This window comes from Njordella aestuarii (assembly GCF_056494165.1).
The window spans coordinates 3,972,877-3,994,888 of record NZ_CM151397.1 but is presented as its reverse complement, the minus strand read 5'-3'; the positions used below and the strand labels follow the sequence as shown (position 1 = coordinate 3,994,888).

General features: G+C 50.6%; 18 protein-coding genes. 12 read left to right on the top strand and 6 right to left on the bottom strand.

Going from position 1 to position 22,012, the window contains the following annotated elements:
* Positions 1–52: 52 nt before the first annotated feature.
* From SH451x_RS15735 to SH451x_RS15725, 3 genes are all read left to right on the top strand, one after another.
* Complete coding sequence (locus SH451x_RS15735) at positions 53–2,740, top strand: hypothetical protein (RefSeq protein WP_479357941.1); 2,688 nt, start codon at positions 53–55, stop codon at positions 2,738–2,740.
* 242 nt (positions 2,741–2,982) lie between these two features.
* Positions 2,983–3,414, top strand: a complete 432-nt coding sequence (locus SH451x_RS15730) for an FHA domain-containing protein (RefSeq protein ID WP_479357940.1) — start codon at positions 2,983–2,985, stop codon at positions 3,412–3,414.
* 103 nt (positions 3,415–3,517) lie between these two features.
* Complete coding sequence (locus SH451x_RS15725; RefSeq protein ID WP_479357939.1) at positions 3,518–4,780, top strand: hypothetical protein; 1,263 nt, start codon at positions 3,518–3,520, stop codon at positions 4,778–4,780.
* 13 nt (positions 4,781–4,793) lie between these two features.
* Here the strand turns inward: SH451x_RS15725 and SH451x_RS15720 are convergent, their stop codons facing one another.
* Positions 4,794–5,840 (bottom strand): hypothetical protein, encoded by a 1,047-nt coding sequence (locus tag SH451x_RS15720; RefSeq protein WP_479357938.1) that lies wholly within the window; start codon positions 5,838–5,840, stop codon positions 4,794–4,796.
* Positions 5,841–6,174: 334 nt separating this feature from the next.
* Between SH451x_RS15720 and SH451x_RS15715 the strand changes: the two genes are divergently transcribed.
* Positions 6,175–6,873, top strand: a complete 699-nt coding sequence (locus tag SH451x_RS15715; RefSeq protein WP_479357937.1) for a phosphoribosylanthranilate isomerase — start codon at positions 6,175–6,177, stop codon at positions 6,871–6,873.
* Positions 6,870–7,964: a Gfo/Idh/MocA family protein gene (locus SH451x_RS15710; protein WP_479357936.1), complete on the top strand. Its 1,095-nt coding sequence runs from the start codon at positions 6,870–6,872 to the stop codon at positions 7,962–7,964. The genes SH451x_RS15715 and SH451x_RS15710 overlap by 4 nt, the downstream gene beginning before the upstream one ends.
* 372 nt (positions 7,965–8,336) lie before the next feature.
* Here SH451x_RS15710 and SH451x_RS15705 read toward each other — a convergent pair whose 3' ends face one another.
* The 4 genes from SH451x_RS15705 to rpoN all read right to left on the bottom strand — a co-directional run bounded on the left by SH451x_RS15705 (position 8,337) and on the right by rpoN (position 14,557).
* Complete coding sequence (locus SH451x_RS15705; protein ID WP_479357935.1) at positions 8,337–9,179, bottom strand: site-2 protease family protein; 843 nt, start codon at positions 9,177–9,179, stop codon at positions 8,337–8,339.
* A gap of 189 nt (positions 9,180–9,368) precedes the next feature.
* Positions 9,369–11,483, bottom strand: coding sequence for a carboxy terminal-processing peptidase (locus tag SH451x_RS15700; protein WP_479357934.1), 2,115 nt, complete (start codon positions 11,481–11,483; stop codon positions 9,369–9,371).
* Between the two features lie 213 nt (positions 11,484–11,696).
* Positions 11,697–13,064, bottom strand: coding sequence for a glycosyltransferase family 87 protein (locus tag SH451x_RS15695; protein ID WP_479357933.1), 1,368 nt, complete (start codon positions 13,062–13,064; stop codon positions 11,697–11,699).
* A 14-nt stretch (positions 13,065–13,078) separates the two neighbouring features.
* The gene (rpoN, locus tag SH451x_RS15690; RefSeq protein WP_479357932.1) at positions 13,079–14,557 is read right to left on the bottom strand and encodes an RNA polymerase factor sigma-54; all 1,479 of its coding nucleotides are present in this window, start codon (positions 14,555–14,557) and stop codon (positions 13,079–13,081) included.
* 397 nt (positions 14,558–14,954) lie between these two features.
* On the opposite strand from rpoN, the gene dnaX reads away from it, so the two are divergent.
* From dnaX to lptE, 7 genes are all read left to right on the top strand, one after another.
* Positions 14,955–16,964 carry a DNA polymerase III subunit gamma/tau gene (gene dnaX, locus SH451x_RS15685; protein ID WP_479357931.1) on the top strand — a complete coding sequence of 670 codons (2,010 nt, stop codon included), beginning with the start codon at positions 14,955–14,957 and terminating at the stop codon, positions 16,962–16,964.
* A 57-nt stretch (positions 16,965–17,021) separates the two neighbouring features.
* Positions 17,022–17,378 carry a YbaB/EbfC family nucleoid-associated protein gene (locus SH451x_RS15680; RefSeq protein ID WP_479357930.1) on the top strand — a complete coding sequence of 119 codons (357 nt, stop codon included), beginning with the start codon at positions 17,022–17,024 and terminating at the stop codon, positions 17,376–17,378.
* Positions 17,379–17,396: 18 nt separating this feature from the next.
* Entirely contained in the window at positions 17,397–17,996 is a 600-nt protein-coding gene (gene recR / locus SH451x_RS15675) for a recombination mediator RecR (protein ID WP_479357929.1), read from the top strand.
* A gap of 50 nt (positions 17,997–18,046) precedes the next feature.
* Positions 18,047–18,364 carry a tetratricopeptide repeat protein gene (locus SH451x_RS15670; RefSeq protein ID WP_479357928.1) on the top strand — a complete coding sequence of 106 codons (318 nt, stop codon included), beginning with the start codon at positions 18,047–18,049 and terminating at the stop codon, positions 18,362–18,364.
* A gap of 11 nt (positions 18,365–18,375) precedes the next feature.
* Positions 18,376–19,134 (top strand): DNA repair protein RecO, encoded by a 759-nt coding sequence (gene recO, locus SH451x_RS15665; RefSeq protein WP_479357927.1) that lies wholly within the window; start codon positions 18,376–18,378, stop codon positions 19,132–19,134.
* A gap of 7 nt (positions 19,135–19,141) precedes the next feature.
* On the top strand, positions 19,142–20,464 hold the full coding sequence (bamD, locus tag SH451x_RS15660; protein WP_479357926.1) for an outer membrane protein assembly factor BamD: 1,323 nt from the start codon (positions 19,142–19,144) through the stop codon (positions 20,462–20,464).
* A 90-nt stretch (positions 20,465–20,554) separates the two neighbouring features.
* The gene (gene lptE / locus SH451x_RS15655) at positions 20,555–21,079 is read left to right on the top strand and encodes an LPS assembly lipoprotein LptE (RefSeq protein WP_479357925.1); all 525 of its coding nucleotides are present in this window, start codon (positions 20,555–20,557) and stop codon (positions 21,077–21,079) included.
* A gap of 48 nt (positions 21,080–21,127) precedes the next feature.
* Here lptE and SH451x_RS15650 read toward each other — a convergent pair whose 3' ends face one another.
* Positions 21,128–21,919 carry an SIMPL domain-containing protein gene (locus SH451x_RS15650; RefSeq protein ID WP_479357924.1) on the bottom strand — a complete coding sequence of 264 codons (792 nt, stop codon included), beginning with the start codon at positions 21,917–21,919 and terminating at the stop codon, positions 21,128–21,130.
* Positions 21,920–22,012 lie beyond the last annotated feature (93 nt).

Here is a 22,012-nt window from a genome sequence, read left to right as displayed (position 1 = left end):
GTAAGGTAACAAACTCGCGAACATGAAGACGAACGGGGCAGACGGTTCAAACATGTTCAAACCGTTATTCGATGAATTATACCGTTTGGCTTTATGCAACCTGTTCCTGGTTGTAGCGACGGTCGCTGGGGTCAAAGTCGTGGTTGCGCAGGGATTGCCCGTCAAGTCGCAGCCCCTATCGGCCTCATACGCCTTTACCGATACTGGGAGTTTGCATGAGGCGATCGTCCGACCCTTAATCGACGACCGTCGGTTCGACGACGCAATTCGACTCTACCAACATTGGACTGCGAATGCGTCTAAGGATGATCGGATGAAGTTGCATGACCAAATGCGGCTAGTTCGATTGCATGCGATCAAAGCGGTCTGGAGTTTAGATGTACGTGGTCAATCCTATGCGCAGATGCTGCCGCAGGTCATGCGAGACGCCAAGGGAGCCATCTCGCAGTTTGAATCGCAAACGCTTCTTGACGATTCGCAGATCCCGACGCGGAATGACCATCAACTGTTCTTCGAATTCGCTTTAGAGCAAGGACGCGTGGAATTCGCGCGGCACCTAATCGCGTTTCATTTATCAACAAGCAGCGACGACCTGTCAAATAAAAACGCTTCGAATGCAATTACAGATGCACTTGACACACTGAACCTGCTCTACGACCGTTGCAGCGATCGCATCTCGCAGCTGGCGCAGATGCGGGAGGTGCGCAATAGCCAGATGTGGTTGGTAGAACTGCATCGGTTGGCGAATGAAATCTTGCTTCTTCGCATAGACGTGTTCGCGATGCAGTTGGACAAGGTAGATTTTAGCGCCGATGCGGAGAAAATTGCGGCGAGTACAAATCTACTTCGCGAAATTGAGCGAGTTTCGCCGCAGCTGTCCGATCAAGTTTCGTTTGGCCCCCGGATGAATCTGTTGACTGCTCGAGCGCAATCGCAGTCGGGTAGTGCGATCGAGGCATTGCAAATGCTTGAGCTGGACCAACCGCAGATCACTGACCCTGAGCTCTTGCTCGCTAACCGTTTACTTGCTGCTGAAATCGTCGGTCAAAACGGAGATGCTGAATCGCTTGAAAGATCAAAGCGAGAATTGTTGGCAGTGCTCTATTTCCATAAACGGGTAACCCCGCCTCTTGCACACAGCGTATTCCGTCTTAATCTTCGCCGATTAATTGCTGCGCCCGAGTCGGGCAAAGCGACGCGGGAAAATGAAAAAATGGTACTTGGCTACGAATCGCTTGGGAAGACTCTGATCCAGCCCCCTGCACTGTCGGGATTGCTGGCGCTCAAGGAAGCGATTGGGCGAGAGTTTGGCGATTACTGGAGATTGCGTGCTGAAGCATTGCTGTTGCGATCGCTCCCTCGTGAAAAAGACTCCAATACCGAACTTGTGCTTTCTCAAGTGCAGCAGGATCTCCTTGCGAATCGAGGCGAAGAGGCTCTGGCAAGGCTTCGTTCCGCAGAAGAAGCAGCATTTGCCGTCAACGATTTAAAGACTGGATTTGATTTCGCGAAAAACCGAATCGCTCTCGCGTACAAATTGGTTATTCAACGGCAAGGCGATACTGTAAATCCGCAAAGCATTGCGGCGATGTTGGAGATTGCGAAGCAATGGAGTGAGGATTGCCTTCGATATAAATCGTTGGCCGGAGCTGCTGAGCTACATTTGCAAGCGGTCGAGTTTGCACGCGGCTTGCTGCGGAATTCTCAACTGTCTCAAGGAGAAACGGATCGGGTTTTCAAAGCGCTCGCTCAAAAGCATCTGGCCCATTTTCCGGCATCCCAGGGGGCATTGACGGTCGCGGAATATCTCGCTGTCGCTGCGAGTATGACAGGTGATTTTGCGCAAGCAGCCAGCGTCTACGCTGACTGGCACCATGAGCTTGAAGGCTCCGGTGAAGCCGCGAATGCGTCCACGAAAACGATTGCCCGCAGCCGGCATGCCGCATTTGCTGTACTTGACTTGGCAGCCTTAGGCGGTTTAACGCGGTCTGAAAACTTAGGATTGGATCGTAAGCCGATTTATAACGTTGCGCGGTCGACGTATTGGATCGATCGAGTCGTCGGGAGTGGAATTTCGGCCACAGAGGATGGTGCCGAGGTACCTAACTGGTTGTTGCAACTGGGTGACGTCGTCGATCGAATTTCCCAGTCAGAACCTGGCAGCGAACTCTCGCTTGAAAGCATGCCAGACTTAGATCCGATCGAGACCGTTGCTTGGCAGTTGACGGTTGCTCGAGCGATTTCACAACGCCTTTACGGTTTCAAGGAAGTGCATGCGTCCTGGAGACAGGAGCTAGATCGATCCAGCAGTCAGCTCGGTCTCCTCCTTGGGGAGGGTGCGAGCCTTGGTCATATCGCGAGCGGGTTGTCGGAAGTATGGCAGTTGCTGACGGTCTTGAGCGCTGCGAGCAATAGTGACGCGGCCATAGCCATCTCGGATTGGAAGGCAGTAGTCGATAAAAACGATAGCTTTCAGAATTTACTTTGGTATGGACGCTTACTTGCGTTGGGGGAACCGAAAGAAGCGGCCCGTGCGCACAAGTTGTTCAAGAGTATCCTGCTACCAAAAGTTCCCCCTCGCAGTCCAACCTGGTGGGCGGTACGTGGTGACTATTTGGCTGCACTGAAAAACGCCGGAGAATCGGACAAAGCTGAACGCGAATTTCAGCTGATTTTGCAGTTGGAGGCTGAAATTCCGGAATCCTGGCGGGAGTCTTTAAAAAAATCGTTCGACCAATGAGGCCAAAGTCGCTATTAATCCGCTTATAGATGTGCTGCCACGCAAAAGTTGACCGCTGATTGGTTCAGGCGTTGCAACCGTTTCGATGCGTGTCAAAATGTTGACTCTCAATTCTGCCAAACTTATAACTAGAAGAGTTATAGATTAAAATGGAGTGGGGATCGACTGCCACACCGATGCGGAAGCGGTCCTGATAATGATAATGGATCTAAATTCAATCAACACTATCTCATACTCAAATCATGTCTAACTACGGGCGATTGATACCAACCGGCGGGGGCGAAGAGATTCCGCTGCGTAAGGATCGCATTTTGATTGGCCGCCGCGAAAACTGCGACATTATTCTGCGTTTTTCCAACGTCTCGGGGCAGCATTGCCGGTTGTCTCTGGAAAGCGGCTACTGGTTTGTCAAAGACTTGGACTCAAGAAATGGTACGAAAGTGAATGGCTATCGAGTGTCGCATCGTAAACGCCTCGATCCTGGCACTATTCTTGCAGTTGCAAAACATCAGTACGAGATCCGTTACGATCCCGAGGAGTTGGGTGCTGCAGGACCTCCGCCGGCCGATGATGATCATATTGAAGCAGTTTTCCGTTCGTCGTTGTTGGAACGTTCTGGTTTGGAGCGACGCGATGGCGGAGGTGGTGGGAACAAGAAGATCGACGACGAATAACGCGTCAATCGCTTAAATTCCTCAGTAAGACTTGCGGATCTAACAAAGTGTTCTACTCTGCTGATTACTCTTAACGGCAGAAAACAGAATTGGTAACACGACGATGAGCAAGTGCGATGCGACAAGGCTTTTGTCGCTTTATACCCACAGCGGTCAAGTGAGTCTAAACGTCCCTGAGGCGTTGCAAACTATCGGTTGTTCTCTTGAGTCGAAAGAGGCTGACGTCGATCGAGTCTTCAGTGCTCTCGAAGGCCCTTTAAAGTTTCCTCCGGTGCGCGAAGCGATAATTTCGGATGACAATATTGCTATCGCGTGCAGTGCCAATGTTCCGCAAGCATCACAGTTACTTGCTATCACAGTGTGCTACTTTCTACGTGAAGGAATTGAGCCACATCGCATTTCAGTCGTGCTGTCACCGAACTGCAGCTTTGATCAGAAAAAATTCTTTTCGGCAATACACGAGAACTTTCAAGCAATGGGTGTTGATGAAGTCTCGAATCAAGCAGCAATCGATCTCATTCAGATCATCTATCCACCATTTTCGCAGGACGATTTGGCATATCTGGCTGCAGACAAGAAAGCGAACCCCATCTACGTTCACCGCAAGTTGCTGGAAGCCGACTTCTTGCTGCCTGTCACGCATCTAAACAGTGGCTACGATCTGAGTTCTGCGTACGTTGGCGGATTGATCCCGGCCTTCACCGATGAAGCGACTTTACAGCGATGGAATCGCGAACGAATTGCGAACAGCTTTGAGCTTGAAATATCGAAGTATAGCCAAGAGCTGCAGTGGCTTCTTGGATTGCATTCGGTAATGTACCTAACCTCCGATTGGTGCAATATTGAAGGCGGAATACAAGTGGCGCCACCGCAGTTGCTAGCAGAAAATGAGAGCAATGGAAAGGATGTTCTTCCATTGCACTCTGAACAAGAGTTCGACTTGATTGTATGCGAACTTGACTTGCGTGAAACCGTGACCAGTTGGGACTCGATCGCCGTTGCACTCAATACGTGTGCCCAACTACTAAATGGGCGAGGGCGGATTATGGCGGTCTGCAACTGCCTTCCCACTCTCACGGCTGACTTTGCAAATATTGACCAGCTGGTCGAAAACGATGGGCATCAAGACAGCCTTAAGCACAGTAGTGACCCCAACCTGCCCGCGCTGGCTGTTATCTCGAATGTACTAGCTGAACATTCGGTGTTCATTTTCGAAGCGCAACCGATTGGTGACCGCGAGCTGCCTTGGGAGCAGTTGCACACTCTTCAACAATGCGAACAGCTGATTTTATCGTCAAGTTCCCCCGCCGTCGTACTGTCCGCGAGCATCGCAGCAACCATGCGCACGAGCCTGCGGGTGGTTTGAGCTGCCGTAATTCCTACCGGAAGCTAACAATTGATACGGATATCGCGGCGAGCGGAGATTCGATGGCAAGTTCTCGCCAGACCGAATCGAAAGTGAATCTCGCGATTGCCAAAGCGAAGCACAAGATCATAATCCACTCACTAGTCCGGTAGATCTTCATCTGCAGTCCCAGAAATCGCGCCTGTAAACGAAGCAGTCGCTGTCCGTCATCGACCGTCCGGCTGTGCTGCCCGACGACAGTTAGCGTTTCAATTTTGAGTTTCCGCATCGTGGAATAAAACTCTACGGATGCCTGTTTCGGCTTACTGCAAAACGCAACAAGCCTTGGAGACTCAGTCGATAGTATTCCTAACACGAGCGCCAGCAGGAGTACTCCGATAAGTTTCGTTCTGTCGATCGAGCGGTTCGAGATCGCGAGTTCCCAGGGAGTGGAGATTGAGATAACGCCGGTGGCAACCGCATGCAGCTGTTGTTGCGATTTCTGAAGTTCCTGTTCAGTTGCTCGGCGGCGTGCAAGTTCGCTTTTCAGTTCGTCAAGCAGATCGTTGCTGCCCAAGGTTGTTCTGGTGGAGACCAGCATCATTGGATTTCCTGCAGCTGGCCTAACCTCTTGAGAGACAGCTTGTTCATCAATTGGGCAAGCTTCGGTTGAGCTACTCCAGTTAAAGTGAGTAATTTGATGTTCTAGGATGCTGATGTGCCAGCGATTCAGTCGAGCCGACTTTTGCAACGCTTCGTCGAAGACGCTTTTCCGCGGTTGCGATGCGACGTTTAGTTGAGTGGCTAGCTGGGATTGGGCACACTGTGTTGGGCTCGTTATGCAGACCGTACGGACCTGAAGATTCGGAATCGTCGCAGTTGGTTTGGCGACCAGCGGGCGTTCCAACAGCATCGAGTCGTTGTTGAGTTCTTCAACGCGGATTTGCAAGGAATCAGGTGATTGCCCATGGCGCTCGAGTTCCTGAAGCCGGTTCTCTGACGCGATTACGCGAGCGCGATATTCGTACTTAAAATCGAAAGGTTGAGCAAACTGCACTGCGAGCAGGATAGTTGTGATCATGCAAACTACTGCGGTTCGCAAGCGGGCTTGCTTCTTATGGCGATTCGTTAGCATTTCCACGTTTGGAATGGTCAACTTACGGGTTCGTCTTTTTCGTGTTGAGGATAAGAAACACACTGAATGAATCGACAACTCAGAATGTTCCGCTGGAGACTTTTAAACCGCTCGTAGGATTTTGGTTCTCGAAACCATTTAGGAAATTTAGGTAGTCTTGGTAGCAATTTCGGATCGCGATCACATTTCAGTCCAGGAAGATCTCTCAATGCCTTGCAGGCAGGGGGCGAGTAACCTTTAATAACGAAAGCGAATCCCAAAAACGAATGAGAGCCAAGTCTTGAAGCCGAAAAATCCACCTTTTCGAGTGAAAATATGCGGAATTACTAATCGTGATGATGCGCTCGCATGTGTTGATGCGGGAGCCGACGCGATCGGTCTGAATTTCTACGCACAGAGCTCTCGTCATGTCGAGCTTCCGGAGGCAATGGCTATCGCAGATGCGGTGCGAGGCGACATTAAGATCGTCGGACTTTTCGTCAATCATCCCCTGGCGATTGTCCACAAGATCGCCAATGAGGTTGGATTGGATATCATTCAGCTTCATGGTGACGAGCCCATGGACCGAAACTACTTTCGTGAGAGGCCGGTCGTTCGCGCGCTTCGCTGGCCATCGCGGACTGAGGTTGAACGTGCGTTCGCAACCGAATGGACATCGCTGCCAGCCAGTGAACAGTTGAGCGCGTTCTTGGTTGACGCGAACGTTGCTGGTAGCTTTGGTGGAACGGGAGCCAAGACGGACTGGGATAGTTTGGTGCCGCGGCCAGCGATTTTTTCAAGTAACAGCTTGATTCTTGCTGGCGGTTTGCACGTTGATAATGTGGCGAATGCAATTGCTGCGGTTCGTCCTGAGGGGGTCGACACTGCAAGTGGAGTGGAGCTAAGCCCTCGGAGAAAAGACGTAAATCTTGTCAATCGGTTTGTTAAGTCAGCCAACATTGCGTTACAAAACTTGAATGAGAAAGAGGACAAACGATGACATGCGTACGCTGGGGAATTTTGTCGACTGCCAACATAGCACGCAAGAATTGGCGGGCACTGACGATTGCTGAAAATGCAAGTCTGGTAGCTGTCGCTTCTCGCGATCAGACTAAGGCGCAAAGGTTCATCGATGAGTGCAACGCGCAGTTTCCTTCTAAAGAACCTGTCGATGCCATCGAATCCTATGAAGCTATTTTGAAGCGCGATGACATCGATGCTGTTTATATCCCGCTTCCAACTGGTTTGAGGAAAGAGTGGATTTTGGCTGCGATTGAGGCGGGGAAACATGTGCTTTCCGAAAAGCCGGTCGCGATCAACATGTCCGATATGAAGGAAATTGCTGATCTTGCAAAGAAGCAAAATGTGCAATTCATGGACGGTGTCATGTTTGCACATTCGTTGCGATACGAGGCGCTTTTGAAGTTTTTGTATTGTGACAATGGTGTCGGTACCGTTCGTCGGATCGCAACCAACTTTTCCTTTTTGGGTGGCAGTGATTTCCAAGCGTCCAATATCCGTAGTAACGCAACGCATGAACCGCTAGGTTGTCTTGGCGATCTTGGCTGGTATTGCGTGCGATTTATTCTAGCGGCAAAGAATTGGAAGTTGCCTTCGGCCGTTATAGGTCGGACGCTACATGCCTATGGTACAACACCTGGCGAACAAGTGCCTTCTGAGTTTTCAGGTGATCTGTTTTTCAGCGATGGAACATCAGCGAACTTTTTCTGTTCGTTTTTAATCGAACATCAACAGTGGGCTCATATCAGCGGTGACAAAGGCAACGTTTTCATTGACGATTTTGTGTTGCCTTTCCATGGCAACCAGACGCGATTCTATAGCAATGCAGCAAACTTCAATGTGAACGGTTGTGACTTTCGAATGAAAAGCAACCGACAAGAGCACACGATCGAGGAAGTTTCCGAAGGTCATCCATCTGCGCAGGAGGTCAACCTTTTCCGAACTTTTTCTGAGTTCGTTTTGCAACGGAGCGCCGATTATCGGTGGCTTGATAAATCTGTTGCAACGCAGCGAGTGGTCTCGTTGTTAAAAGATTCCAGCGATGCGGGTGCGAAGCTGCTGCAGATGTAATATGTCCGCTTGCGTCCCTCTTCCGTAGCTGCGTTCGCCTAGAACGCGGGTGAAGTTGGGTGCGGTTCCTGTTGCGCAACCGGCTTCTAGGCGAAGCCAGCTACGATGCGCTTGGAGCGTGATGCGGCTGCGTCGATCTTCGGTAGCTGCGTTCGCCTAGAACGCGGGCGAAGTTGGGTGCGGTTCCTGTTACGCAACCGGCTTCTAGGCGAAGCCAGCAACGATGCGCTTGGAGCGTGATGCGGCTGCGTCGATCTTCGGTAGCTGCGTTCGCCAAGAACGCGGGCGAAGTTGGGTGCGGTTTCTATTACGCAACCGGCTTCTAGGCGAAGCCAGCAACGATGCGCTTGAAGTCAGCTACGATGCGCTGGACTAAAGATGCTTGACGTCGATGGCGTCGATCGTGTCATGTTTTGACGCAGCGCTGGATGAACGTCGCGGATTTGCCTCGGAATGGCTACCGCCAAACTGCTCAAACATATCGTCCCATTGGTTTGATGATTGCCCTTGCCGAGCGGCCGTGGATTCCAAAACATTTCTGAACCTTGCCGTCCAGAGTTCTTGCAACCCGGCAAGTATGATGTAGAGACCTAACAAAACGAAGATCCACATTGTGAACGGGGCAAGCAAGATAAGACCGATTCCAATGTACCGGCTAACGCGGACAGCAGTGCGAGTTGCTGGCATGTGTCCATGACGCATCGCGAGTGTACCACGGAGGATCCGTCCACCATCAAGCGGCAATGCAGGAATAAGATTTGACACGGCCAAGATTAGATTCAGCTGGACGACTTGCCCTAAAATGCTTGGGCTGGGCAATGATTCCAAGACGCTTGAATTTAGCGTCCCAGCTATAACCAGAGGCACAGCCGCCACAATTGAAATTACAAAATTCGTCAGAGGGCCTGCAGCAGAAATTAATACTTCGCTTTTGGCCTGCAACAAAGCTTGTTCGAACCTTGCGACACCACCAATAGGCAAGAGAATAATGTCTTTGGTCCGAATGCCTAGTTTTCTAGCAACGAGTGCATGCCCAAGCTCGTGTAAGTATACCGAGACGAAAAGTACGCTTATGAAACTTAGCGTGGCGACCAGAGCTGTAGGGCCACCGCTTAACAAAGAAATGACCAGGAAATATAAAAACAGCGGCCACAACGTCCAGTGAACGAAGACATCGATACCGAAAAATTTTCCTAGCCGAACTGTTTTGAACATAAATTTCTCTGCATCGCTCGATTTCGTGATCGATGCCTTAAGGAGACGCAATTGCTCTTCGTCATTCGAGCCGGATGCACCTTCATTGGAAAACGGGACTGTCTTTATGACAATCCCGTTACGAGCGATTTAGATTGCAAACGTCAGTCCAATCGTTTGCAATCGAATTGGAACAAAGAGCGGTGCAAGCTAACGTGCAGCAGCTTTACCATTGAGAACAAGGTTCTTTGACGACAGCATTTCTACATAATCAGCCGCGATGTTAAGCACTTCACGATTGTAATAGTCATCGGCAAAGACCTCATCTTTCGGAACTTCAGCTTCGTCCAGCTGTTTTTCCTCTTCAGCAGCTACATCGAGTTGCGCGCGTCGAGCCAAGAAGTCCGACTCTTTCAACGACTTATATTTCTCGTCCTTTTGAAGTTTGAAAGCTTCAATTTTTGTCATTAGCGTTTCAAAATCTGATGACGCACTAATTCTAGACATCGATTTCTGCTGCAGTTCGATACGCATATTGTTATCGATCATGCGATAGTCGACATGCGGTTGTGCACGAACTTGATCTACCGGTAGTGCGAAATCCAAGTCCGCCTCGCCGATGTCAGCATTGGCAAAGATTGAGGGAAGCACGACGTCAGCGCTAACGCCTTTGAGCTGCGTGCTTTCGCCATTGGGCAGGTAAAACTGCTGAATGGTCAATTTCAAGGCTCCATACGATTCGCGAGCGCTTGGTCCAAACAGCAACTGGTTCACATCGATCATCGTTTGCACGGTTCCTTTGCCGTGCGTTGCCGGGTCGCCGACAACGATACCGCGATTGTAGTCTTTGATAGCACCTGCAAAAATTTCACTGGCACTAGCACTCATTTTGTCGGTTTTTACAACCAGAGGACCACTCCACGAAACGCCAGCTCGTTCATCGTCGTAAGGAGTGACTTTCGAATCTGAACCCTTAACTTGAACGACGGGACCTTTATCGATAAACAGTCCGGTGCAATCGATTGCTTCGGTGAGAGACCCGCCGCCATTTTTCGCGAGGTCAAAAACTACCACATCGACAGACTTGTTCCGCAAATCATCAAGGATCGCTTGAACGTCCCTCGTTGTTGACCTTCCTGGACCACCACGACGAGCCGCTTCCATATCCAAGTAAAAGCTTGGGAGCTTAATATAGCCCACACGAACTACCTTGCCACTCGATGAAGTGTGTTCGATTATCTCCGATCGAGCCGCACTGTCTTCCAACTGGATTTTGGCTCGGACGATCTCGATAATCTTTGTCTCGCCGCCCAGCTTTGGTTGAATTGTAAGGCGAACTTTCGTTCCGGCCTTACCTCGAATCAGCGACACGACATCGTCAAGTTTCATGTCGACGACGTCGACGTCTTCGGCACTGCCCTCTTGTCCAACAGCGACAATTTGATCGCCGACTTTCAAACGGCCATCTTTGTCAGCAGCTCCGCCAACTACCAAACTACGGATCGTAACCAAGCCATCTTCCGGAGACAGCGTCGCTCCGATTCCTTCTAATTGAAGGCCAAGAATGATGTCAAAGTTGGCTTCGGCACGGGGCGCCATATACGATGTGTGCGGATCGAAAGCCATCGTAAACGATGTCAGATAGATCTCGAGCAGTTCATAAACATCTTCTTGCTTCCGATAGCTTTCGATGCTCTTGTATCGCCGGTGCAATTGCTCGCGGATCTTGTCGTTTTCCTTCTTGTCTGCGCGTAACGACAAGAAAGCGTATTTGATCTGCTTGCGCCATCGATCGCGGATCTCTGCAGGATCGCTTGCATATTCAATCAAATCAGGTTCGACAAGAATCTGTTCGTCGGCTTCAAAATCGAATTCGGAATCGATCAGCTCATGTACCATCGGCATGCGTTCATCGAGCCGTTGGAGCAACCGTTTGTAAACTAGATAAGCAAACTGGACATCGCCGCGGGAGATCTCGTCATCCAGCGTGGTTTCGTGAGTGGAAAACTCGGCAAAGTCTTCCTTTGTAAAATACAGTTTGTAAGGATCAAGGCCTTCAAGGAACTGATGGAATGTCCGTTTGGAAATCTCGTCGTCCAAACGACGTTTGCTGATGTGTTCCCGTTCGACAAAGCGTCGTACAGCTTGGGCAATTACGCGATCCTCAGTTCGAGGTTCGGACGCTTCCGTTACGCGTGGCAAACTTTCTGCCCACAGCATTGATGGTGCGATGGCACCAAATGCAGTTGAAAGTAATGCCAAACGAAGGGGATTTTTCAGTCGGCCAACCATCAAGCGAACCTTTCGTTCTGAGTACTCTCGCATAGAAATTTTCTTGGCACAAAGAGCACACCAAGTGCTCGGGTCCGGATCAAACGGCGCATGCCATGTGACTTATGGTAAGGATTCCGTAAAGTCACAGCAACACGATTATCCCACCTATACGCTGACTTTTGCCAGCTCGTTCAGGCCGTGCAGATTCAGACGCGAGAAAGAAAATCGAGCGTTTTCAACGATTCGGGCAATTAATAGCAGCGCCTACGGTAGGGCACTTCCGCTGGTGCTCAAATCCTGCTTTTTGGCAGTTTTAAAGCAAAAGATTGTCAGCAGAAAGAAAAACGCGACAGAAAGAGCAGCAGTATTGGTGCTGGTCAACGCTTTCTGAAGGACGGGGTCGTCTGGCAATTTAACCAACAATGTTTCTGTGCTGACATAATTCCAGAACGGCGCCGCCAACAAGATAATTGTCAAGTATCGCAGACTTATTCCTAACTTGCGCGTCCATTCCGAGAGGTTGATCCACAGCGCTGCGACTATCGGAATGCACAACATTGCATCGTATACATGGTGGTACACAAACAGTACGACCGAAAGTAAAAGAACGGCCGCGGTCAGTGAGGTAACGCCCAAATGTTGTGGTTGCTCGCTTGCAATGAGTTCGCCTTCGTTGTGGCGAGCGGCGATGCGGGCCTTCTTGCGACGAAAAACGTCAAAGAGGATTCCGTAAAGTATCAGCATGACGGCGATTTGAAGCGGCTCGTCTGGGTTCTTATCAAGCCATTTAGCTCCGATTGCTGTCCAATCGACTCGCAACCAAGTTTGAACCGGAAACTCGATCGGGTCAGCCATGTGCATCCTTTGGCCGACCTTGATGCCCTCTACAATCTCAGCGATCGAAGAATGCCAAACCAACCAACCCGTCGCAACTGAACTGACGACCGTCGCAGTTATAACACATGCGACGAAGGCTTTAAACTGTCGCTGCATCAGTAACACAATCAGCAACGGCAGTGCATAAGTCGGCTTTCCGCATGCGAGCACGAATGCCAGCGATGCCAGCCACGGCCGTTCTCGCGACCAATACAGTGTTAGGATCGTCCCGAGCACCAGTTCTGCAGTGAAATAGCCGCTAATAAAACTTATGTGCCCTGCCCGACCAAGGAGAATCAATGCTGAGAGGAACGCCGTCGAAGTCAAGAGAGCGACGCGAGAGCGACCAAAGCAACTGCTCGGATAAGCTCGCCAAAGTTCAAACAAAGGTACGAAAGCAATTCCGATCAAGAATGTCAGATTTAGCCCCGTGTAGAGAACTTCCGCTGCTCGCAAAGGCAGCATTGCCAATGGCAGATGGATTAGGAAGTGCGACGGACCATAGATCGGCGTGGGACGCGTGACCGGATACTGTTGGTCTAGAATTTCCTGGCCGTAAGGACTAATGCCAGCCGCAAACGCTTGCGTTGGAAAATAGATTCCGTTGTGAAAATCGAAGAGCCCCATCTGGCTCGAGTCATAATCGTTGCCAGGGACGTCGTATCTTCCAACCATCCTGGTAACACCCAGCCCGATGGAAATCAGCAGGAGTGAGACTGCGATTGCTAGGGCGGCGGGGCGTTGTAGGAAATGCATTGTGTGGACTGAAGTTACGAAGTCCAGACGCGGCGTTGACGCGACGATGGGATACCCATCTTTTTACGGTACTTGGTGATCGTACGCCGAGCCACTGTTAAACCCTGGCTGCGGAGCGAGTCGACTAGTTGGTCATCACTATAAGGATCCGACTTATTCTCTTGATCGATGATCTCCTGCAGTTTGATGCGAATTGTGTCCCACGCGACATCTTCGCCATCTTCGCTGCGCGTACCGCCTACAAAGAAACGACGGAGCGGCATAATACCGCGAGGCGTCTGAACCCATTTGTCATCGACCGCGCGAGAAACAGTCGTTACGTGCACGCCGACTTGATCAGCAATTTGCTGCATCTTCAGCGGTTCAATCGCCTCGGGGCCTTCCTCGAGAAAGCGATGCTGATAGTTGACGATTTTCTCGGTTACCTTCAGCAACGTTGAGCGACGTTGTTGAATCGCATCGATCAGCCACTGCGCGCCGTTTATCTTGCGCTTAATGAACTCTTTCTCTTCCGTCGTTGCAGTCGGATCAGCCAAACGGCGACGATAGTACTCGCTGATGCGAAGCGGCGGTAAGGAATCGTCTTCTAGCCTAACAACATAATGTCCGTTCTCATCGCGCTCGACAATCACGTCGGGCGTAACCATTGGCACGAACGTTTCCATGAACGCCGAACCTGGTTTAGGATTTAGCTGATGAAGTGAGTCACGAATTTCCGTGATTTGATCAATCGAAAAGCCCGTCTTCTTTTGAATGACTGGCAAACGGTTTTCGGCCAAATCATCCAAGTAGTCTTGAATGATAACTTGCATTTGATCAACCAGCGGCATTTCGGGACGAAGTTGGCTGAGCAGGCATTCCTTAAGGTTTCTCGCCGCAATTCCCGCAGGCTCAAGTTGTTGTACTACTTTAAGTGCTTCCTCTGCCTTGCGAAGATCGTCTGGCTTATAATCGGGAGGCAGCATGTCGGGTAGCGACGCCTTAAAATACCCTCCGTCGTTTGCATCCAGACTGGAGATGATTTTCTCAGCAATTTGCTCGATATCGCTGTCGATATCCATTTCAGCCAACTGATGGTAAAGAAAATCGTTTAGCGATTCCGCTCGCTCGGGCGTGCTGGCCATCATGTCGTGCTGACGATCCATGCTCTCTTGAATCCGCGACTGGCTAGGGCGGAAGTCGTCGAAAGTGTCTGGCATCACGGTTTCCATGTTCGCCAGACGTTCAAAATCTTCTGTGTTCGATTGATCGTCCTTAACAATTAGCTCGCGCTCGTCTTCAGTGACGGGCCGCGTTGACGCGTCCTCATCGTCCTCTGCCGGGTTCGCGTCTAACTCTTCGATTTCTAACATCGGGTTTTCGTTCATCTCTTGCTCGATTCGTTCTTGCAAGGCGATGATGGGCAATTGCAAAATCTCCATCGACTGGATCATCTTTGGAGCGAGCTTTTGCGTTTGAATCTGCTTTGCTTCCAGACCCAATGACAATCGCATAATAAAACCCTGACAGTTGCGGTTCGAAACCGAATCGCAGCAAGCCCAATATGTATGACTCGCTCGCACCGGTTCCATGGTGGAACATAGAATGAGATGAACAACTGGAAGTTAGACTTCCGATACCATTAATCTAACATGCAGTGAATCGAAAGTGCAGGTCGCGGGCCAATTTGGTCGCGCATGTTCGAAGTTCTCGTTCTTTCTGCAACAATTATTCGCAGTCGGCAACGCGTAGGACAGTGGCGATTTCCTCAGAAGCCCCTATGAGTTAAAGTTTAACGAGGTCGAATCCCCTGCGAAGCAGGCGTTTCTGAAACGAACATTGCCGTTATAATAGCCCGGCTTTGTGAGAAGTAACTCCGTTGGCGTGCACCCGCACTCTGTTGCTAAAAAAATGCCGAAAAAATCGAAATTGCCCGCTCTGTCCGACGAAGCGGATGCGGATGCGCCAATTCGAGCAGAATCAAACCCTCAAGGTGCTGTGGCCGGTCGCTATACGGTCGTCGCTCGCCGCTATCGCCCTCGCGGTTTCGATGAACTAGTCGGACAACAGAATGTCGCGACCGCGCTGAAAACTGCGATTGAGTCAGATCGGGTTGGGCACGCTTACCTGTTTACCGGGGCGCGCGGGGTTGGAAAAACGAGTACGGCCAGAATCTTTGCAAAGGCACTGAACCTTTCGCATAACGCTAACGGAACTGAAACGATTTCTGACGACCTTGCCGCTTCCATCGATAGCGGCGAAGACATGGACGTCATCGAAATTGACGGTGCTAGCAATCGCGGTATCGAAGAGATTCGGCAGTTGCGAGCAAATGCAACGGTGCGGCCAAGTCGTGCGCGGTACAAGATCTATATTATCGATGAAGTGCACATGCTGACAATTCAAGCTTTCAACGCATTACTCAAAACGTTGGAAGAGCCGCCGTCGCACGTCAAGTTCATCTTCTGCACGACCGACCCTGAGAAAATACCGATTACGGTTCTGTCACGCTGTCAGCGGTTCGATTTTCCTCCAATTAAAACGGACGAAATCCAAAGCCGACTAGCGCAAATCTGCAGTGCGGAAGGCGTTCAAGCAGAATCAGACGCTTTGCGTTTGATCGCTCGTCGTGCAAATGGTTCGATGCGAGACAGTCAATCGCTCTTGGAACAATTGCTCAGTTTCGCCGAAGGCACGATCACTGTAGCTATCGTACATTCGATGTTAGGGACTGCGGACGATGCGAGGCTGGAAGCGTTTGCAAAATGCCTGATTCAACGTAGCGCGGGAGATGCCCTGGGGTTGCTGGATCAAGCGGTCGAAGCGGGTGTTGACGCGGGTCAATTCGCCGAACAAGTACTCGGGTATCTGCGTGACCTCATGACTTTGGGGGTTGGGGCGAATCCAGAACTTATGCGAACGGCAAACCCGGCCGATGTTGACCGCCTGCGCGAAATGACGCACCAATGGGGCACGATGACGCTACTTGCCGCGATTCAAATTTTGGATGAAACGCTGGTAAAGATGCGTCACAGCGTTCAAAGTCGGATCCTGTTGGAGGTCGCGATTGTCCAGATCTGCCATCTTCAAGATCTGCAAGTTATCGCAAACCTCGCTCAAGCGATTCGCGATGACGCCGCTCTCCCGCGCACCCTGCCACCTCGATTAGGCGCTTCGGAACCTGCTGATGCAGCAGGAAGTTTACCGACGGCCAACGAAAAAAAAAACGAAATTGAACCGCTAGATCTTGCCGTTCAAACACCGCACGACATCCTTTCCTCGACAAGCGGCACGGCGATCGAAGTTCACGCTGTCAAAGAACATGTTGCGCACGAGCCAGTACCAATTCCAGCGGCCCCCGCTCTTCCTGTTCAGAACGGCGCAGGTTCTGTTGCGACGAGTCTTAATGCAGCAAGCACACTGAATGCAAGCCCTGTAGACGCGGACGTGCCATCAGAACCAGCGTCTGTTCCCGTGGATTCAACTCAAGCGAAAGATCTTGTTGCCCAGTGGCGAAAAGCTACTTCAGACTGTGATGGCATGCTTGGTGGATGTGCTGCAATGGCGTTTGCCATCGAAGCAGACCGGAGTGGTGAAACTTGGGATATCTTGTTGCCCTTTGGAAGTGAGTTTGCGTTACAAATTCTTTCCGAAACAAGCAACTTGGAGACTTTACGACAATGCCTCTTTCAGGCGACTCACCGTACGGTACAACTGCGGTTTCGAATTGCAACATCGGAACAATCTCCGCGGACAACCGCTCGTCCTGGTGCGCCTGCGGCCGCGGCACGACAATCGCTCAATCAAAGTCAGTTAACGCGGCACGTCAGCAGCAACGAGCTCATTTCCCAGTTGGTTAAGACGCTTGATGCAGAAGTCATCCGCGTCGATGTGCCGGCTGACTATACCATTGACGGCTAACATAGCATGCTTCCAGACCGAGCAATCACAGGTCTGACCCTCAGAAAGTTTTCACGAATGTTCAAAAATCTAGGCAATCTTACTCAAATCGCGGGCATGCTCAAAAATGTCGGCCAAATGAAAAGCAAGTTGATCGACGCCAAAGCTCGCTTGGCCGGCGAAACGGTCACTGGCGAAGTGCCTGGTGGTTCCGTCAAGATTGTGATGAACGGTTTAGGCGAAGTAACGCATGTGTCAATCGCGGCCGAAGTTTTGACACCAGAGCTTCAAACTCAACTTGAGCATTCCATTCAACAAGCGACGAACATTGCCGTTGCGAATGCCAAGCAACTGCACTTTGCGGCGATTCGCGAGGTCACGGGCGGCGTTGAGATTCCAGGCATGGATGGAATTCTTGAGGAGCTTGCCAAATAGCGTTTGGCAGATCCGAATATGGCAGAAGGTTCCAATGCGGTCAGTTCACTGATCGACCAGTTCAGCAAACTTCCGGGCATCGGCCGCAAATCAGCCGAACGTTTGGCGTATCATATCTTAAGAGTGCACGAGAGTGAAGCATTTGCACTGGCGGACGCAATTCGGCAGATTAGGTCGAACGTGCGCTACTGCTCGCAATGTTACAATCTTACAGAGAGACAGCTTTGCGATATTTGCTCGGACGATCGACGAGATCAAACCAAGATCTGCATCGTTGAACAGCCACGCGATTTGATTGCGCTGGAGAATTCGTCCTCCTACAAGGGGCTCTACCACGTGTTGCTCGGACGCATCGCTCCGTTAGACGGTATCGGTCCCGACCAGTTGACCATTGATCCACTGGTGGAGCGGGTACGGAACGGAAATGTTGCGGAAATTATTATGGCGACTAATCCGAATGTAGAAGGGGACGGCACTGCGCTCTACATATCTAATGCATTGCGGGAGTTTCCGCTACAAATTACAAGGCTTGCGCGTGGCGTAACCAGCGGAAGCGTGCTCGAATTTACAAATCGTGAAATTCTTGCAGATGCCATGAGCGGGCGTCAAAAATTTTAGGTATTTTCGAAATTTTACCAGCTACTGATTTTCCTAACAAAGCAATCGTTATGAGTCGCAGAGAAAAAATCGAGGCCATGTTGGCCGACGATCCCACAGATGTGTTCCTTCGATACGGACTCGCCATGGAACTAAAAAAAGAGGGGGAAGTTGACGCTGCCATTTCGAAAATGGTTGAACTTACCAGCGAAACGCCTCCGCACGTGCCAGCGTTCTTTATGGCTGCTCAATATGCTGCCGAAAAAGGGGACGTCGAAGAGGCGCGATCGCTTCTCCGAGACGGAATCGAACAAGCGAGAGATCAAAACGATTTGCATGCGGCTGGCGAAATGAGCGAATTTCTTCAAACGCTCGGCGACCTTGGCTGATCGGAGCATCAATGTCGAGTGAAAAGTCGCAAGCTATTGTGCTGCGAGTCGTGCCTTGGAGCGAAACGTCGCTGATAGTCACTCTCTTGACGCGCGACTATGGCAAGATTTCAGCGGTGGCGAAGGGCGCGCGGCGTCTAAAAAGCCCTTTCGATGGTTCGCTTGACCTGCTATCGCTCTGCTCTATCGTATTTATTGATAAGGCAGGCGACGTGCTTGATATCCTGACCGAGTCGAAACTGATTCGTCGTTTCCATTGTGCGAGCCGCGATCTGGATGCTTTACATTGTGGATATTATCTGGCGGAAGTATTAAATAGTGCGACGGAAGCGGATCGCGAGCTCGCAAGTTTGTTCGATTTGGCGAATCAGACTTTGCAAGCACTAGACGACGGGCAGCCACCCTTGAGCGTCATTGTGCAGTTCGAGTTGCGATGTTTGAGCCTCCTAGGGCACGCGCCGCAGCTAAACGCATGCGTCAATTGCGATATGGAATTGCCTGAGTCTGGAACTCGGACTGCGTTTTCTGTAACGGCGGGTGGGGTTGTATGCCAGCAATGTTTGCCTGGACATCGCGAGATTGTGCGAATCAGAAATGAAAGCATTCTCTACCTTCAGGCCGCGATTGGTCGAGATTGGAGTAGCGGCGAGGCGCTACTTTTGCCTACACAGCATGCAGCCGAAATTAGGCAACTCATGAATCGTCTTTTCGATGCGCTGTTAGAGCGACGGATTGGCGTAGCATACCTACTTGATTCCATCACGCGGTAGCCGGGAAATGCAACTTCGAAACACAGCCATCATGATCGGCATTACGATTTTTATCGAAATGGCCAGTGGATGTTCAAGCCTGCGTCCGGATGCTCAAAACTCGCCGGAATACAAAGCTGCAAAGAACGAAATCGAAAGCTACGAAGATAGCGAAGGAAACTATATCCGTCCGGAAGGCTTAAAGGCTGAAAAGAAAAAGGGTGGTGTATTGGGTAACGGTGTGAAAGTGCCATGGCCTGGTACAAAACCACTCGATAGAACCAAGGCCAAGGAAGTGTACGCAGAAGCCAATGCGCTTTTCCAACAAGCATCTGCTGCTGAGGGAGAAGAACGTAGCGAACTCTTTCACAAAGCCGCGAAACGATACGTACTAGCGGCCAAATACTGGCCAAGTAGTGCGCACGAGCAAGACGCCTGGCTACAAAGTGCGGAAAGCTACTTCTTTGCAGAAGAGTATCCTGACGCGGAAGAGATGTATGTCAAACTGTTGCGAAATTATCCGCGGACTCGCCACCTGGACATTATCGACAAACGTCGAATGGAGATCGCGCAATACTGGATTCGTTACGAACGAAGCGATCCTAAACCATTCTATGTCCTCAATATGTTCGACCCTAAGCGTCCCTGGAACGACACCGGGAACCATGGACGGCGAGTTTTGGAGAAACTCCGCCTCGACAATCCAACTGGTCGTTTAGCTGATGATGCTACCATGGAGCTAGCCACAGCGGCCTTCGAAAAAGGTAAGTACGAAGAGGCGGCTAACATCTACGAAGATTTGCGGATGACTTACCCCGATTCGCCTCATCAATTCGATGCACACTTTTTGGGCTTAAAGGCAACGCTGGAGACGTATCAGGGAGCTGAATACGACGGACAAGCACTCGATCAGGCCGAAGCACTTCTCAAGAAGATGGTCCGCCAGTTTCCCGAGCAGTCGCGCAACGAACAAGAGTACATCAATCGAGTCTATGCTGAAGTTCGCTATAAGAAAGCCGAACGACTTCAATATCTGGCAGAGTATCGCATGAAGCGTGGCGAAAATCGCGCTGCCGTCATGTACCTGGATCGCTTGTTGGCTGAATATGGCGATACGCCATTCAGCACTTCGGCAAGTGAAGCTCGTGATGCGATTAAAGATGCGGAGCCACAACCAGAACAGCAACTGAAATGGCTTGCAGATTTGGTTCCGCACAATGACAAAGTATCGCAACTCGCTCGAGAAGTCGAACCAATTGACGTGAGCGATGTACCGCTAGAAGGCGATAATATTAGATCCGATACGCGAATGGCAGAACCATTGCCGGGCGACAACCCGAGTCGCTTCTGATCGCGTTTCGACAGTTCCGATGTTTCAGCCAAATGTTTGTAGGGCTCGTTATAATATTTCGCGATGCAGAACTTGCATAAAAAACCGCCTATGCTTCGCCGAAATTGCTTGGGCTTGATGGCGATGGCTTTCTTAACGCAAGGATGTGCCGGATATCGATATGGCACCGCGTCGCTGTACCGGCAAGATGTGCGAACTGTGCACGTTCCAATGGTACGGACTGATTCGTTTCGCGCTGGCTTGGGCCCTCAATTCACTGAAATATTGCAAAAGAAGATCGAAGATCGGACTCCTTTTAAAATTGCTGATGCATCGACGGCTGACTCGACTTTCGTGTGTCGGATTGTAAGCGATACCAAACGAGTAGTGACGGAAACGCTGTCTGATGAACCTCGCGACTTGATGATCGGACTCGCTGTCGAAACAAACTGGACTGATCGAGTTGGCAACGTCTTGATGCAAAATCGTTTCTTGCCTCCCGGTGAAACGACCTTCTTCTTTACCGACCAAACGCATCTAGTTCCTGAAGGCGGCCAATCGATCACGACTTCGCACATTCAAGCCATGGAGCGACTTGCGGACCACGTAGTCGATCAGATGGAAGTTCGCTGGTAGTCGCTCGTCTTATTTGTTGCGAGTTACTAACAAATTGTTGTCGATGTGCTAATTCTTCAACTCAAATTCGATGTGGACACTGGCGGTAATTTCAAAACCACCGGCAGCTACGTCGCTAGATTCACTCTCGTCTCCAAATGGGTCGCCGATCGAGTTCCGATTTGAATTCGACAGCGTGCGGTAACCGTTTTCGTTCTCTCGGATGCTCAAGACACGTCCGATTGAAACTCCCAACTCTCCCGCCATCGCAGTGGCCTTCTCCTTCGCTGCTCGGACCGCCATTAATCTCGCTTCGTCGCGATATTCGCGAAGTTTCGAAGTTGAAAAGCCAACACTGTCCAGCTCGGTGAGACCACTCTTAAGCAAGCCTTTGTAAACTTCTTCGAATCGTTGCGTATCCTTCAGTTCAATTACAATGTGCCGGCGGGCTTCATACCCGATCGCAGCAAGCTTCTCTAAGCTATCTTCGCCCTCTACGTCGCCGAAAGGAGACTGATTCGCACTTTGATAGTTCGATTTTCCGTAGCCACTTGAGCGGACCGGGAAGATTGGCTTGAGGGAAATATGCTGAGTCTTAACTGCTGATGTAGGCAGTTCCATATCAGAAACGAATTCCGAGAGTTGGCTAATCTTTTCATCATTAGCGTCGGCCGCTTCGTCGATCGTTTTAGATCTTGAGACAATCGCACCACTTATGGTGATCGTATCCGCTTTGACTCGAATTTCAGAGCTACCTGTGACGGCGATCCGCGGAGATGGTTCTTCGGCCTCGCAAAAACGTGGCGTCAACAAAGTTAAACTTGCAAACAAAAGAAACGGGCCGAAGTAGTTTTTCATCATGTGGCTTTCAAGTAGTAAGAACGTATGGACGCAGTATAGATTTTAGCAAAAGCTCGGGTTACTGTTCGAGTCTACCGCCACATTGCGGCTTTT

Coding starts and splice junctions, on each gene's coding strand:
- SH451x_RS15705 (WP_479357935.1), bottom strand. CDS start 9,179: ATGTTCAAAACAGTTCGGCTAGGAAAATTTTTCGGTATCGATGTCTTC.
- SH451x_RS15730 (WP_479357940.1), top strand. CDS start 2,983: ATGTCTAACTACGGGCGATTGATACCAACCGGCGGGGGCGAAGAGATT.
- lptE (WP_479357925.1), top strand. CDS start 20,555: ATGCTTCGCCGAAATTGCTTGGGCTTGATGGCGATGGCTTTCTTAACG.
- SH451x_RS15710 (WP_479357936.1), top strand. CDS start 6,870: ATGACATGCGTACGCTGGGGAATTTTGTCGACTGCCAACATAGCACGC.
- recR (WP_479357929.1), top strand. CDS start 17,397: ATGGCAGAAGGTTCCAATGCGGTCAGTTCACTGATCGACCAGTTCAGC.
- rpoN (WP_479357932.1), bottom strand. CDS start 14,557: ATGCGATTGTCATTGGGTCTGGAAGCAAAGCAGATTCAAACGCAAAAG.
- recO (WP_479357927.1), top strand. CDS start 18,376: ATGTCGAGTGAAAAGTCGCAAGCTATTGTGCTGCGAGTCGTGCCTTGG.
- SH451x_RS15680 (WP_479357930.1), top strand. CDS start 17,022: ATGTTCAAAAATCTAGGCAATCTTACTCAAATCGCGGGCATGCTCAAA.
- SH451x_RS15650 (WP_479357924.1), bottom strand. CDS start 21,919: ATGATGAAAAACTACTTCGGCCCGTTTCTTTTGTTTGCAAGTTTAACT.
- SH451x_RS15700 (WP_479357934.1), bottom strand. CDS start 11,483: ATGCGAGAGTACTCAGAACGAAAGGTTCGCTTGATGGTTGGCCGACTG.
- bamD (WP_479357926.1), top strand. CDS start 19,142: ATGCAACTTCGAAACACAGCCATCATGATCGGCATTACGATTTTTATC.
- SH451x_RS15670 (WP_479357928.1), top strand. CDS start 18,047: ATGAGTCGCAGAGAAAAAATCGAGGCCATGTTGGCCGACGATCCCACA.
- SH451x_RS15720 (WP_479357938.1), bottom strand. CDS start 5,840: ATGATCACAACTATCCTGCTCGCAGTGCAGTTTGCTCAACCTTTCGAT.
- dnaX (WP_479357931.1), top strand. CDS start 14,955: ATGCCGAAAAAATCGAAATTGCCCGCTCTGTCCGACGAAGCGGATGCG.
- SH451x_RS15725 (WP_479357939.1), top strand. CDS start 3,518: ATGAGCAAGTGCGATGCGACAAGGCTTTTGTCGCTTTATACCCACAGC.
- SH451x_RS15695 (WP_479357933.1), bottom strand. CDS start 13,064: ATGCATTTCCTACAACGCCCCGCCGCCCTAGCAATCGCAGTCTCACTC.
- SH451x_RS15735 (WP_479357941.1), top strand. CDS start 53: ATGTTCAAACCGTTATTCGATGAATTATACCGTTTGGCTTTATGCAAC.